The 12,179-nt window shown below is 63.0% G+C and carries 21 protein-coding genes; all 21 read left to right on the forward strand.

The features are described 5' to 3' along the window. Window positions 1-94 precede the first annotated feature (94 nt). Window positions 95-220: a hypothetical protein gene (locus BGO91_RS16935; RefSeq protein ID WP_290473906.1), complete on the forward strand. Its 126-nt coding sequence runs from the start codon at window positions 95-97 to the stop codon at window positions 218-220. After that, window positions 217-402, forward strand: coding sequence for a hypothetical protein (locus tag BGO91_RS16940; RefSeq protein WP_290473907.1), 186 nt, complete (start codon window positions 217-219; stop codon window positions 400-402). Before BGO91_RS16935 ends, BGO91_RS16940 begins: the two co-directional genes overlap by 4 nt. After that, complete coding sequence (locus BGO91_RS16945) at window positions 399-626, forward strand: hypothetical protein (RefSeq protein ID WP_290473908.1); 228 nt, start codon at window positions 399-401, stop codon at window positions 624-626. Before BGO91_RS16940 ends, BGO91_RS16945 begins: the two co-directional genes overlap by 4 nt. Window positions 627-1,024: 398 nt before the next feature. Further along, the gene (locus BGO91_RS16950) at window positions 1,025-1,168 is read left to right on the forward strand and encodes a hypothetical protein (protein WP_290473909.1); all 144 of its coding nucleotides are present in this window, start codon (window positions 1,025-1,027) and stop codon (window positions 1,166-1,168) included. Window positions 1,169-1,283: 115 nt separating this feature from the next. Continuing rightward, window positions 1,284-2,132 (forward strand): PD-(D/E)XK nuclease-like domain-containing protein, encoded by an 849-nt coding sequence (locus tag BGO91_RS16955; RefSeq protein ID WP_290473910.1) that lies wholly within the window; start codon window positions 1,284-1,286, stop codon window positions 2,130-2,132. Next, window positions 2,129-3,049, forward strand: a complete 921-nt coding sequence (locus BGO91_RS16960; protein WP_290474493.1) for an AAA family ATPase — start codon at window positions 2,129-2,131, stop codon at window positions 3,047-3,049. The genes BGO91_RS16955 and BGO91_RS16960 overlap by 4 nt, the downstream gene beginning before the upstream one ends. Then, a complete protein-coding gene (locus tag BGO91_RS16965; RefSeq protein WP_290473911.1) occupies window positions 3,046-3,324 on the forward strand; it encodes a WhiB family transcriptional regulator in 279 nt (92 codons plus the stop codon). Before BGO91_RS16960 ends, BGO91_RS16965 begins: the two co-directional genes overlap by 4 nt. Further along, a complete protein-coding gene (locus BGO91_RS16970; protein ID WP_290473912.1) occupies window positions 3,321-3,716 on the forward strand; it encodes a hypothetical protein in 396 nt (131 codons plus the stop codon). The genes BGO91_RS16965 and BGO91_RS16970 overlap by 4 nt, the downstream gene beginning before the upstream one ends. Next, window positions 3,713-4,444 carry a hypothetical protein gene (locus tag BGO91_RS16975; protein ID WP_290473913.1) on the forward strand — a complete coding sequence of 244 codons (732 nt, stop codon included), beginning with the start codon at window positions 3,713-3,715 and terminating at the stop codon, window positions 4,442-4,444. The genes BGO91_RS16970 and BGO91_RS16975 overlap by 4 nt, the downstream gene beginning before the upstream one ends. Window positions 4,445-4,862: 418 nt before the next feature. Beyond that, window positions 4,863-5,015 (forward strand): hypothetical protein, encoded by a 153-nt coding sequence (locus tag BGO91_RS16980; protein ID WP_290473914.1) that lies wholly within the window; start codon window positions 4,863-4,865, stop codon window positions 5,013-5,015. Further along, entirely contained in the window at window positions 5,012-5,788 is a 777-nt protein-coding gene (locus BGO91_RS16985; protein ID WP_290473915.1) for a site-specific DNA-methyltransferase, read from the forward strand. The genes BGO91_RS16980 and BGO91_RS16985 overlap by 4 nt, the downstream gene beginning before the upstream one ends. 546 nt (window positions 5,789-6,334) lie before the next feature. Beyond that, window positions 6,335-6,709: a hypothetical protein gene (locus BGO91_RS16990; protein ID WP_290473916.1), complete on the forward strand. Its 375-nt coding sequence runs from the start codon at window positions 6,335-6,337 to the stop codon at window positions 6,707-6,709. Between the two features lie 102 nt (window positions 6,710-6,811). After that, window positions 6,812-7,060, forward strand: coding sequence for a hypothetical protein (locus tag BGO91_RS16995; protein WP_290473917.1), 249 nt, complete (start codon window positions 6,812-6,814; stop codon window positions 7,058-7,060). A gap of 264 nt (window positions 7,061-7,324) precedes the next feature. Beyond that, the gene (locus BGO91_RS17000; RefSeq protein ID WP_290473918.1) at window positions 7,325-7,759 is read left to right on the forward strand and encodes a hypothetical protein; all 435 of its coding nucleotides are present in this window, start codon (window positions 7,325-7,327) and stop codon (window positions 7,757-7,759) included. Beyond that, entirely contained in the window at window positions 7,756-7,905 is a 150-nt protein-coding gene (locus BGO91_RS17005) for a hypothetical protein (protein ID WP_290473919.1), read from the forward strand. Before BGO91_RS17000 ends, BGO91_RS17005 begins: the two co-directional genes overlap by 4 nt. A 247-nt stretch (window positions 7,906-8,152) precedes the next feature. Next, the gene (locus tag BGO91_RS17010) at window positions 8,153-8,443 is read left to right on the forward strand and encodes a hypothetical protein (protein ID WP_290473920.1); all 291 of its coding nucleotides are present in this window, start codon (window positions 8,153-8,155) and stop codon (window positions 8,441-8,443) included. Between the two features lie 249 nt (window positions 8,444-8,692). After that, window positions 8,693-8,866, forward strand: coding sequence for a hypothetical protein (locus BGO91_RS17015; protein ID WP_290473921.1), 174 nt, complete (start codon window positions 8,693-8,695; stop codon window positions 8,864-8,866). Continuing rightward, complete coding sequence (locus BGO91_RS17020) at window positions 8,859-9,515, forward strand: hypothetical protein (RefSeq protein ID WP_290473922.1); 657 nt, start codon at window positions 8,859-8,861, stop codon at window positions 9,513-9,515. The genes BGO91_RS17015 and BGO91_RS17020 overlap by 8 nt, the downstream gene beginning before the upstream one ends. 350 nt (window positions 9,516-9,865) lie before the next feature. Further along, complete coding sequence (locus BGO91_RS17025) at window positions 9,866-10,084, forward strand: hypothetical protein (protein ID WP_290473923.1); 219 nt, start codon at window positions 9,866-9,868, stop codon at window positions 10,082-10,084. A gap of 606 nt (window positions 10,085-10,690) precedes the next feature. Continuing rightward, window positions 10,691-11,023, forward strand: coding sequence for a hypothetical protein (locus BGO91_RS17030; protein ID WP_290473924.1), 333 nt, complete (start codon window positions 10,691-10,693; stop codon window positions 11,021-11,023). A gap of 80 nt (window positions 11,024-11,103) precedes the next feature. Next, window positions 11,104-12,179: hypothetical protein (locus tag BGO91_RS17035; protein WP_290473925.1), on the forward strand; the 1,076-nt coding region annotated here is incomplete at its 3' end.

Below are 12,179 nucleotides of genomic sequence, written 5' to 3' on the forward strand. Positions count from 1 at the left end.
CATGGGTGGCCGTGATCGCGGCCGGTGCCACCGCTGGTGTTCTGCTCCTCCCGTTCGTGTGGGTTGTCTGCACGGTTGTGAAGGCGGTGTGGGGATGAACGCCTTCAAGCCCGGACGCCCCGACTGGGTACCGAAAGCCATCGCCCTCGCCGGCCTGCTCCTCGCAGCGCTCGCTGTAGCCCTCTGGGTGCTCTACCTGCAGGGGGTGCGTTTTCGGTGAACCGTGCGAACGCGTTCCTCATCTTCATCATCCTCGGCGGCTGCCTCATCACCGTACTGGCCGTACTGGCCGCACTGCCGTTCCTCGTAATGATCGGCTCCCTTATCGCCGGTGGCGGCGCCCTCCTAGGCATCACCGCTACCTGGCTCAACGACCTCATCGAAGGAGAAGACCCGAAATGACTACCAAGTTGAAGACGAACCTGGATCGGGTTCGTGCGGCGAAGGAGCAGGTAGAGACCGCCCTCGCCAGCATCCCTTCCACCTCGATCGTGCACCCCTACGTGGACGCTCAGCGGGCTGTGCTCAACGCGGCCCTGAACGACAGGAGAACCGGCATCACCCGGGAAACCGAGACCACACCCGGCCTCACGTTGGCACTCGACGTCCTGGCAGGCACCCGATGAGCGCCCGGTTCCGCTACTCCGTAGTCACGGATGGCTCGGGTATGCCTGGCGTCCTCGATTCCGTCACATCCCGCGTCGCCCCGTTCGTAACATGGCGAGTTGCGGGCCTTACTGCCGACCAACTCAACAGCGGTGAGACAAGCCCCGACGTGCTCGGTTGGCTCGAGGGGGCATCCGATGAATGACCTCACCCGCAACCTGGCGGACATTCTCTACGGTCCCGAGTTCTCGAACCGTGACCTCCCCACCCGCACACCCGCCCCGACCGCACCCGTCCTCCCCGTGTTCCACACACAAGAACCCGCACACGACGACGACCTTGCTGCAGCCGGTGACGAACTCCGCGACCAGGACGATCTCTCAATCCCGTATCCGCCCCGACCCGGAATCGACCTCGCATGAACGCCGCACCGTGGGCACCGATGGTCACACCGCCGCTGCCACTGCGGAGCGACTTCCTATGGAACACCTGCGAGCACGGCTGGATCGCGGAGGTCTGCAAGGGCGACGGCACGCACGCCGGCGAGGAGGTGACGGACTGATGACCAGATTCGGTTCTCTCCCTGACCCTCTCGAAACCAACCCGTACGACCTCGACGACCTCGACTACTTCGACGAATGGTACGAGGACGTCGACGATGAGGCGGAGGACCACGAATGAGCTACACAGGCATCGTTCACGGCCTCGATGAGCGTCTCTACCATTCCGACCCTGCGCTCAGCAGCACGGGTCTGGTGAAGCTGTTGCAGGCGCCGGCGAAGTACAAGCACTACCGGGACAACCCCGAACCCGCGAAGAAGGCGTACGACGTCGGCAGTGCGGTGCACGGGAAAGTCCTCGGTATCGGTGCACCCATCACAGACATCCCCGACGAATACCTCGCGATCAACGGTGCAGCCTCCACGAAGGAAGCGAAGGCGTTCATCCAGGATGCCCGCGATCACGGACGGATCCCGGTGAAGAAGTCCGAGTACGACGAGATCAACGCCATCGCAGAGTCCGTCCTCGCCCACCCGCTGGCACGGTCTCTGTTCGAGCAGGCAGGGCAGGCGGAAGCATCCGTTTTCGCCACCGACCCCGACGCCGGTGTACCCATCCGCTGCCGGTTCGACTACCTCCCCGACTTCACCGTCGACGACCCCTGGTGCGTCGACCTGAAAACCAGTGCATCGGATGCCTCCCCGGAAGCATTCGCCCGCACCGTCGCGAAACCCGAACTCCGGTACGACGTCCGTCAGGAGCACTACCTAGGCACATACGCCGCCGCCACGGGCGAGTTCATGGCCCGCATGAAGTTCGTTGTGGTGGAGAAGACAGCGCCATATCTAGTCGGCGTGTATGAGCTCGCTCCGGAGTTCGCCGACATGGGGCGCAAGAGAGTCCGCGAGGGCTACGCGAAGTTCGCCGCCTGCACGGATGCCGACCTCTGGCCGGGATACAGCGTCACCCCAGACCCGATCCAGCCACCCACGTGGCTGATGTTCCTCGAAGGAGCAATCGCATGACGATCCAGACCAGACGCCCCACAGGACGTCCTTCGTGGCCGATCACGGTCCTCGCAGGACGCGAGGGAGCCGGTAAGACGTGGGCGGCTCTGAGCGCCTCAGCAAGCCCCCGGATCGGCCGAACCCTCGCCGTCACCATCGACGAAGACATGCCCGACGAATACGGCGCCATTCCCGGAGCGAACTTTGACATCGTCCTCCACGACGGCACCGCCAAGGGCATCATCTCCACTCTCGACGAAATGGAGAAGGAACCCGACGTCGACGGGCTGCCCACCCTGTGGGTGATCGACTCCGGGGGACGGTTCTGGGATCTGCTGTCCACGAACGCACAGACCAAGGCGAACTCGAAGAAGCAGAACGCCTCCCGCAGCGATGACGCCCCCATCTCGGTTGAGCTGTGGAACGAAGCAGCGAAGACGTGGAAGCAGTTCTACGACCGACTGCGCCGCCACAACGGCCCCGTGATCCTCACTTCCCGTCTCGAGCAGGTCGTCGTCATGAACGGCAAGACGCCCACCACTGAGCGGGAGTGGAAGATCCAGGGCTACAAGACGCTGCCGTACGACGCGCAGGTCATCGTCGAGATGCCGGAACGTGGCGAATACCTGATCCGCAAGGTCAAGTCCACCCGATTCCAGCTGGACAGGAAGACCCCGAAACCGGACTTCACGATGGACTGGCTCTGGGGAGTCCTCGGCCTAGCAGACGGTGCAGACGCACGACAGTACGGCGCGACCACCGCTGACCCCGAAGACACGTCCGGACGCGACTGGCTCACCGAACTTGAGGCAGCCGAGGGCAACCCCGACGCCATCTCGGCTCTCGGTATCGCAGCGCGTGCCGCCGGCGCCAACAAGGACATCCTCGCCGCCCTTCGGCAGGCGTTCCAGGACGCGAAGGAGACGGCAGCATGACCGCGGACATGTTCGACCTGATCGCCGTCACCCTGACCGACGAAACCGCACTCGACTGGATGGCCGACGCCGCATGCGCCACCACCAACCCCGACGCGTGGTTCCCGGAAAGCGGCGAATCACCACGCCCCACCATCCGCATCTGCACCTCCTGCGAAGTCCGCACCCAATGCCTCCAATACGCCATCGACAACGGCGAGTACTGGGGCACGTGGGGCGGTCTCACGGCACGTGAACTGCGGAAACTACGCCACCAGTTGGGAGACGCAGCATGAACCGGCAGTGGACGTTCACCCTCGGATACGAGCGGGCACCCAAGGGACTCAACGCCAACGATCGGCCCTCCCACTGGGCGGTCAAGCACGCCTCCACCCAGAACGTGCGCCTCTTCGTCAGCACCGAGATCCGCGCCCTCAACATCCCCACCCTGCAGAAATGCCGAGTCGACGTCGTCTGGGTGGTCAACACCCGCCACCGACGCGACGAAGACAACCTCGCCCCGTTCCTCAAAGCCATCTACGACGGAATCGGAGCAGACAAAGGCATCAGCGCACATCTGGTCCCCGACGACGCACCCCAGTACATGGAGAAAGTCGGCGCCACCATTCGATACGAGAAGGACGCGCAGCCGCACTTCGAAGTCACCATCACGGAGGTGACCGGATGAACGAGCCCATCATGTTGGATCTCTTTTGCTGCGCAGGTGGCGCCGGCATGGGTTACCGCCGCGCAGGGTTCCGCATCTTCGGAGTGGACAAAGACAGCCAGCCCAACTACCCATTCGGGTTCCATCAAGGCGACGCCCTCGAGGTCCTGCAGACACTGCTCAACGGCGGAAGCATCGTTTTCGAGTCCGCAGTCATGCGCCCCTTCGGCCGAATGCTGCAGTGGGACTACATCACCCTCGCCGACATCGTCGCGATCCACGCATCGCCTCCCTGCCAGGGCTACACCGCGTTGAAGGCTGTGCACGGCAACGAGTGGCCCCTTCTCATCGAGCCCGTGCGCGAGCTCCTCGAGCAGACAGGTGTTCCCTACGTCATCGAGAACGTGCAAGGCGCTCCCGTTCGACGTGATCTCACTCTCTGTGGGGAGATGTTCGGCCTTCGTGTCATTCGGCACCGGTTCTTCGAGTTGGGCGGGTGGGCTGCAGTCAAGCCGGCGCACATCCCACACCGAGGCCGGGTCGCCGGGTGGCGGCACGGGAAGTTCTACGACGGCCCCTACTTCGCGGTCTACGGAAACGGGGGAGGTAAGGGCACCGTTGAGCAGTGGCAGGAAGCGCTCGGCATCGACTGGACCTCTGACCGTCGTGAGCTCTCAGAAGCGATCCCGCCGGCATACACGGAGTTCATCGGTGAGCAGCTGATCCAAACGCTGGAGGTGGCCGCATGACCCGCGAGCATGCTGGAACTGTTCGTCTCCACCGCGGCGATCTGAGCGGTAAATGGTTCGTGGTGAAGATCGCTCCTGACGGACGGACCATCTCCGACAAGTGGGTCCTTCACCCCGACGATGCGACCGCTCTCGAGCAGCTCCGCGGAACGGAGAGCGAGTGATGACCGCCCCGTCGAAGCAGGTTCGTGACCTGACGTATAAGCGTGACGGGTACCGGTGTGTGTCGTGTGGTGCGCAGTGGCCGTTGTCGTGGCAGCACCGATCCGCAAGTGGGCATGGGGGTCGTGGGAAGAAGGCACCCGCCCTGACCCCGGCTGATGGGTTGACGGCGTGCATTCCCTGCAATGGGCGGTTCGAGTCCGACCTTCAGGAACTCGCCCTCCACAACGGGTGGAAGCTGCGAAGGAACCGGTTGATGGCAGCCCATGAGGTCCCGTTCTATGACCGCAACCTGGGCGGCTACTTCCTCCCTGATGTGGAGGGGCGTGCGAAGTCCATTCCGAAGGCTCTCGCGGTCGAACTCATCGAAGCCGCCGGCGGATACACAACGAAAGGAGGGAGACCATGAGCACCCCGTACTACCAAGACGACCTCGTCACGCTCTACCTCGGGGACTACCGCGACCACCTCGACATCGTAGACGCAGCGCACCCGGACGCGATCGTCACTGACCCGCCGTACGGTGAGACCTCCCTCGACTGGGATGTCTGGGTAGAAGGCTGGCTGGCGGACGCCGCTCGAGCAACCTCGAACCTGTGGTGCTTCGGATCGTTCCGCATGTTCATGGAGCACGTGGCCGAGTTCCGCGCCGCGGGGTGGAAGCTCGCCCAGGACACCGTGTGGGAGAAGCACAACGGATCCGGGTTCCACGCCGATCGCTTCAAACGGGTGCACGAGTTCGCGGTGCAGTTCTACCGGGGCGAGTGGGGTGCGCTTCATAACGAACCGCCGACGACGCCCGACGCAATCAAACGGGTAGTCCGCACAAAGACCCGGCCGACGCAAATGGGCGCTATCGACAAGGCACCGTTCACGTCGGTCGACGGCGGCGACCGCCTCATGCGATCAGTCATCCGCCTTCGCTCGATGCACGGGAAGGCGATCAACGAGACCGAGAAGCCCGTCAAGTTGGCGCAGCTGTACGTAGCGAGCTCTGTGCCGGTCGGTGGGACGGTGGTGGATCTGTTCGCTGGCTCCTGCTCGACTGGTGTTGCGGCCCGTCAGCTGGGGCGCCGTGCAGTCCTGTTCGAGAAGCGCGAGTCGCAGTGCGAGAAAGCAGCGAACCGTCTCGAGGCAGAGACCGAACAGCCCCTCGATTTCGACTTCGGGGGTGCAGCCTGATGGACGCCCTGAGTTGGGTGAGAGTGCAGGCTGCGATCTCCCGGAACCACAAAGTGCTCGCACTCTTGCCTCAAAAGGGAGGCGATCGGGCACTCAACGTGTTCGTTTTCGGTCTCGGTTACTGCGCCGAACAGGGCAACGCCGGGTTCATCCCGGAAGGTGCGCTTGGTCTGTTCCATGGCAACCCTCGGTCGGCTCAGCTTCTCGTCGAGGTGGGCATGTGGCATGAGCGTCCGGGGGGCTGGGAAGTCAATGATTACGCGGAATACCAGCCCACTGATGACGCTGCCAGGGCTCGTTCTGAGAAGGCGCGGAAGGCTGCGGAGGCTCGGTGGAGCAAGAAGAACGGGAGGGCCGAGTAATGCTCGGAGCAATGCCCGAGCATGCCGGGAGCATATGCCCCAGCCATGCTCAAAAATGCCACGTACGTACGTACGAACGAACGCAACTGACGTACGCGGTTAAGACCAAGGATTCTCATCTCACTTTCCTGAACGCGCGAGTAGGGCTGTGGATAAGTCGGCTCTCGTCTCTGGGGGTGGCGTGATGACTCAGGTTGTTCGTTTCCCGGAGAAGGTATGGGGGCAGCTCGCGACCATCGCGGATAACCGTAGCCAGTCCATCGCAGACGTGATCGTGGACGCCGCACAAGGGCTGCTGGGTCAGCCGCGACCAGAGCCGAAGTGTGACCTGCCGCATGTGAAGCCGAAGCGTGATGTGCGTGGCCGTCCCCCTGTCCTGGATTGGCAGGACGAGGTTGTGGCTTCGCGGATCCGTGAGCTGCATGGTTTGGGCCGGTCGATGAAGGAAACAGCACGGGAGCTCGGGGTGTCCTGGGATGCGGTTCGTACCGCGTACACGCATCTCGGTCTTCCTACCACGAAGCGAAACACTCACCCGAAAGAAGGCACTGATGCATGACCAGGAGCACACTCGTCCGCCGGCACCCGAACTGTCCCCAACCGAAATGCTTCGAGTCATCGAGTTCGAGTTCCTCCCCAGCGCATTCGAGGAGCAGGAAGCATGAGCCGCATCATCAGCGAAGGCGAGCGCTGGACTATCTGGGACACATTCGACGGCTCGGTGATCATGCAGTTCGATTCCTGGTCGGACACCGATCCTGCGGGGCGCGCACGCGAGGCATTCGACTCGTATCCGCGTCGTGCGAGCCTCTGGCGCGAGCAAGTCGTGAAGTACGAACGCGAACTCATCGATTCCAAGTACGTCGCAGGTGAGGCATCAGGCGGCAAGGCCGAGGCGGTGCACTCGTGAGGAACCGTATCGATCTGTCTCCTCGCCCTGAATGGGCACCCACACCAAGAGAACGAACCACCCCACCGCAACCCTGCTGTGCGAAATGCAAGACACCGTTCGGGCATTCAGCGGTCGCAGGGATCTGCTGCCACGCACCCAAGAAGGAGAACCAGAGATGACGTGGCGTGGTGAGCGCCGCTGGGATGGCGCGTACAAGCTCCGCAACCACTGGGACTACGCAGACAGTTCGATGGCCGCAAACCACTTGGAGAGCGATGAGCGATGAGTGACGACTACACGAAGCTGGTCGAGGAAGCACGCAAGATCGCCGCGTTCGGTGGATTCACGCCGGCGCACGTGTTGCACGCCCTGGCGAATGCTGTTGAGGGTCTCGACCGCGCGCTCATCCAGGAGGCGGAGACGACGCAGGACGCACTCGACGAGCGTGATGCTCTGCGGGAGGCGCGTCGTGCTGAACGCCGCGCACTTGTCCACCGCATCAACGACTACCGCGACGATTTGCGCGCTGTTGCTACCGAGAACGACGCTCTGCGGGCACAACTCCGAACGCTGGCGGACGAGTTTCGGGAAGCGAAGGCGTATATCGCTGCGGAAGCACCCCATCCGCCTACCCAAATTCGGATGGCGGCGATTCTTCGGGCGACCGAATCCGTTCTCGCTGACCTGTCGGATCCGGTTGAGGGGGAACAGGCATGAGCGGACAGAAGGATTTCGATCAGACGCAAGACATGCAGGACTGGGAACGCAAATGGATCGAGCAGCACCGGGGCATCGTCCGGCCGCGGTCAGAATTCGACTTTGACCTAGCCGACCTGGACGTGCGACCCGAGGGGGAACAGTGAACATCCCAGACGAAGCCGCCAACCGGTACCCGGGCCAGTTCCTGGGCGAGGTACAACGCGCCGCGTTCATCGCTGGTGCTGAGTGGGCGCGGAAGGAAGCGACCAATCTGGCGGCCGTTGACAACGTTTGGTGGCATGACGAGACAGCATTGGCCGCATTGGACAAATGGCGGACTAGTGGTGACGGCGAACATGCGTCCCCGGAGGCGGCATTCCTTGACGGATACCAAGCGCGAAGGGAGGAAGGGTGATGCGAGAGACGTTTCGAGACGACGAAATCCCCTCCGCCCAGGACGTGAAGGACAGGTGGATGCACGCATCTCGCGCCGAAACCCACGCCAAGGGAGAGGCCGAGTTCGATCGTTGGTTGGTCAAGCATGACGCCGCAGTGCGGAAGGAAGCACTCCGAGAAGCCGCCGAAGTGATCAAGCGCATCCTGGTCGCCGAGAACCGGGACGAGTGGTCAAAAGGTGTTGAGTGGTCGGCCGCACAAGGCATTGCCGCTCTCCGTGCTCTCGCGGAAGGAGAAGGACAGTGACCGAAGAAGCGACAACAGCACTCTCGGTCCCCTGGACTGGGGACGTCAGATGGTGGTGGGTCGACGGTCGCGCAGAAGGAGTAACGGAGGCTGCGGCGGCCGACCAGTTCAACCGATGGCTATCGGCGCGTGACCGCCACGTCCGCAAGCAGGCTCTTCTGGATGCTCATGCTCTCTGCACCACGACCACGGATGCGGCCGCTATCAGCCGGCTCATCGAAGCAGAACGCGACCTAAAGGAGACCCCGCATGCCTGAGAAGCCCTCCGTCCGTATCGCCGCAGCGTTCCGTGGCATCGCCGATGCGCTCGAACACATGCGCATTGTCCTCTCGGAATGGAACTACGCCCAAGTGATGCTCGACGAACACAACACAGCCCTCAAACGGCAGGGCATCAACCCGAAGGGACGCCCGCATGTCTGAAACTGATCCGCTCCTGGCAGCGGTCGAAGCACTCACCAAACCCGTAGTCGAGAAGGTCCGACAGTTCGACGACGACGGCAACCACCTGAAAACCTGGACCGTCGAACACGCCCCACTCCTCGACCAGTTCCGTGAAGCTGTCATCCCGTCCAGCAACACCGCCGCAGGATCCTCAGCGCTCGCCTCCACGAGGAACATCCTCGACTCGACCGCCCTGTACGAGTACTCGAAGATCGCCTCACAGACGGCCGACTGGTGCCGCATCATCAACGTCACCGCCGTCAAGGACGCCAGACTCAACCTGGTGCACTGGCTACCCCGCTTCTCAAAGCTCAACAGTGACCCCGAAGCAGCAGCCTGGTACATCACCCAGCTATGCGGATGGGCGAACCTGATCCGGGCACACATGGACCCGCCCCGCCGGCGCAGCATCACCTATCCATGCCCCATCTGCGGGAAACGCACCTGGACCGGACCGGATGGGGAAGGCGGAACATGGCCCCTCGAACTCCTGTACCGCCTCGACGACAACGACAAACCCGTCATCCTCTCCGCCATCTGCAAAGCCTGCGACCCCGTCACCACATGGACCGGACACGACGCCGTCGAAGAACTGATCGGAGAGCTCGAAGAACGACACGCAGGATGACCCACCAAAACCAACACGCTTGTGTTAACATGTGAGTGCCTTCCAGAAGTCCGCCCAAAACCGGACAGGAAGCCACAAGCCCCGCCCACCCGGACCAACCAGGTGTGGCCCGACGGCCCTCCATCGTGAGGGCCGTCTTTGTTTCACCAGGTCAGGTTCTACGACCTGACCCACCACCTATCAGGCCACCACACCTGACCGTCTTCCCTCCTGGGCCCGATCACACCACCCCCTTCAGAACAAGGTTGCAGACTCCTCGCCAAGCATGCCCACCGTGCAGGCATCAAGCGTGACCGGACCAACCCCAACGTTCACCACGACGGGCCCAGGACGGAACCAACCAACGGAGGGTGACGATGCCCATCAGTCTCGGCACCGAATGGGAGCAGGCAGTCCTCGCCCTCCCCTCCATCTCGCCAGCAGGCATCGACCCCCAGCACATAGACCCCGGCAGCCTAGAGGTATCCCTGCTCAACCCAGCCGGACCCACCACTGTCCGGGCCACCATCGTGTTCAGCGTCGACACCGAAGAGCTCAAGCAGACCGTGCGCGACACGCTCGACCAGTGAGAGTCTGCTCCGAACCCGGGTGCCCCGAGATCTACCCCAAGACCTACGGCCCCCGCTGCCCCACCCACGCCCGCCTCAACGAACACACACGAGGCAGCAGACAACAACGCGGATACGACACAGCCCACGACAGAGAACGCCGCAGATGGGCACCAGTCGTAGCCCGAGGCCACACACCATGCGCCAAGTGCGGACAACCCATAGCACGGGCAGAGCCATGGGACCTCGGACACAACAACACACGCACCACGTGGACAGGACCAGAACACGTCCACTGCAACCGATCTGATGGAGGGCGCAAGGCCCACCACACCCCTGGGGGATGACCCCCTCGACCCCACCCACGACGTACCGCCGGGGATGGGATCTTTTCTGTGTACGGGTTTGGGAGTCGCGTGAGCGGCCTCCTGGGCCTGCCTGGTGGGTGCCGCAATGGTGCTGCCGTGAGTGAGCGCAAGGCCTGCTCTGATCAGCGAAGCGCAAGGCTTCATCGGAGGTTTCACCATGCCTGGACCTGCACCGAAGGATCCGTCGAGTCGTCGTCGTAGGAATGCGACGGTTGGGAAGACGATGCTGCCAGCTGGTGGGCGTCAGGGTGATGTTCCGGTGTGGCCGATCCTGTCTCGTACGGAGCCGGATGTGTGGGCTGATCTGTGGCGCACTCCTCAGGCTTCGGCGTGGGAGGCGCAGGGTTGGACTCGAGTCGTTGCCCGGTATGCGCTTCTGATTGAGGCGACGGAGGATCCCAACCCGGAGAACTCGCCGTCTGCGGCGATCCTGGCTGAGGTTCGTCAGATGGAGGATCGGCTTGGTCTGAATCCGAAGGCGCTGCGTTCCTTGCTGTGGGAGGTCACTTCGGATGAGGTTGCTGAGAGGCGCGATGAGTCGAAGGTGTCGAAGGCGACCAGCAAGCGTGCTGAGCTGAAGGTTGTCGGCTGATGCCTTGGCGGGGCCCGGAGTATGAGGGCGAGTTCCCGTCGCTTGGGTGGTCGATCGGTGAGTGGATTGAGGAGCACTGCGTGATCCCGGACGGGGATCTCGCGGGGCAGCCGTACATGCTCACCGACGAGATGTGGACGTTCCTCGTCAAGCATTACCGCTTGCATGAGGGAGCCCGCGAGCACTCGTGGCAGACGGCATGGCATTACACGAAGTCGATGCTGGTTCGGCCGCAGAAGTGGGGCAAGTCCCCGTTCGTGGCGGCGATGATCTGTGCTGAGGCTGTCGGGGATGTGATCTTCGCAGGCTGGGATGCGAACGGTGAACCGGTCGCACGCCCCTGGCCGACTGCGATCATCCAGGTGACGGCGTCGACTGAGGATCAGACCGACAACGTCTATAAGGCGTTGCGGCCGATGATCGACACGGGCCCGTTGACGGATCTGATCCCGGATACGGGTGAGACGCGCATCAACCTTCCCGGTGCTGGGTGGATCGAACCAGTGACGTCGAAGGCACTCTCTCGGCTTGGTGCTCGTGTCACGTTCGTCCCTCAGGATGAGCCGGGTACATGGCCGGGCGGGAGCCAGCTCGAGAAGATGGCCGACACTCAGTACCGCGGCCTCGCTGGTACCGGCGGTCGCCCAGTTCTGATCACGAACGGCTGGGACCTCGCGGAGAACTCGGTTGCGCAGCAGCTAGCGGAGTCGAATGAGCCTGACGTTCTGGTGGATCACACGAAGGCGCCCGAGCACTTGTCGTACACGAACAAGGTCGACAGGCAGAAGATCCACCGCATCGTTTACGGTGACTCGGCGCTGAAGCTCGACCGCGGCGGCAACCGGGTCACCGGATGGGTGAACCTTGACCGTATCGAGGCGGAAGCATCGAAGCTGGTCAAGAAGGACCCGAACCAGGCGGCACGCTTCTTCGGCAACATCCCGTCGATGGGTTCTGGTTCCTGGTTGCAGCCGGGCCAGTACAGCGATCGTGTGGTTGTTCGGGAACGGCCGAAGTCGGGTCCTGTGTGTCTGGGGTTCGACGGTTCGGACGTGGATGACTGGTCTGCGATCCGCCTGTCCACGTTCGACTTCCACAAGTTCACTCCCGTGGATCATCTCGGCCGGCGAACGATCTGGAATCCGGCACTGACCGG

The organism is Leifsonia sp. 71-9 (assembly GCF_001898805.1).
GTDB lineage: Bacteria > Actinomycetota > Actinomycetes > Actinomycetales > Microbacteriaceae > Leifsonia.

Coding starts and splice junctions, on each gene's coding strand:
- BGO91_RS16990 (WP_290473916.1), top strand. CDS start 6,335: ATGACTCAGGTTGTTCGTTTCCCGGAGAAGGTATGGGGGCAGCTCGCG.
- BGO91_RS16995 (WP_290473917.1), top strand. CDS start 6,812: ATGAGCCGCATCATCAGCGAAGGCGAGCGCTGGACTATCTGGGACACA.
- BGO91_RS17015 (WP_290473921.1), top strand. CDS start 8,693: ATGCCTGAGAAGCCCTCCGTCCGTATCGCCGCAGCGTTCCGTGGCATC.
- BGO91_RS17020 (WP_290473922.1), top strand. CDS start 8,859: ATGTCTGAAACTGATCCGCTCCTGGCAGCGGTCGAAGCACTCACCAAA.
- BGO91_RS16935 (WP_290473906.1), top strand. CDS start 95: ATGAACGCCTTCAAGCCCGGACGCCCCGACTGGGTACCGAAAGCCATC.
- BGO91_RS16985 (WP_290473915.1), top strand. CDS start 5,012: ATGAGCACCCCGTACTACCAAGACGACCTCGTCACGCTCTACCTCGGG.
- BGO91_RS16975 (WP_290473913.1), top strand. CDS start 3,713: ATGAACGAGCCCATCATGTTGGATCTCTTTTGCTGCGCAGGTGGCGCC.
- BGO91_RS16955 (WP_290473910.1), top strand. CDS start 1,284: ATGAGCTACACAGGCATCGTTCACGGCCTCGATGAGCGTCTCTACCAT.
- BGO91_RS17005 (WP_290473919.1), top strand. CDS start 7,756: ATGAGCGGACAGAAGGATTTCGATCAGACGCAAGACATGCAGGACTGG.
- BGO91_RS16980 (WP_290473914.1), top strand. CDS start 4,863: ATGGCAGCCCATGAGGTCCCGTTCTATGACCGCAACCTGGGCGGCTAC.
- BGO91_RS16970 (WP_290473912.1), top strand. CDS start 3,321: ATGAACCGGCAGTGGACGTTCACCCTCGGATACGAGCGGGCACCCAAG.
- BGO91_RS17000 (WP_290473918.1), top strand. CDS start 7,325: ATGAGTGACGACTACACGAAGCTGGTCGAGGAAGCACGCAAGATCGCC.
- BGO91_RS16945 (WP_290473908.1), top strand. CDS start 399: ATGACTACCAAGTTGAAGACGAACCTGGATCGGGTTCGTGCGGCGAAG.
- BGO91_RS16960 (WP_290474493.1), top strand. CDS start 2,129: ATGACGATCCAGACCAGACGCCCCACAGGACGTCCTTCGTGGCCGATC.
- BGO91_RS16950 (WP_290473909.1), top strand. CDS start 1,025: ATGAACGCCGCACCGTGGGCACCGATGGTCACACCGCCGCTGCCACTG.
- BGO91_RS16965 (WP_290473911.1), top strand. CDS start 3,046: ATGACCGCGGACATGTTCGACCTGATCGCCGTCACCCTGACCGACGAA.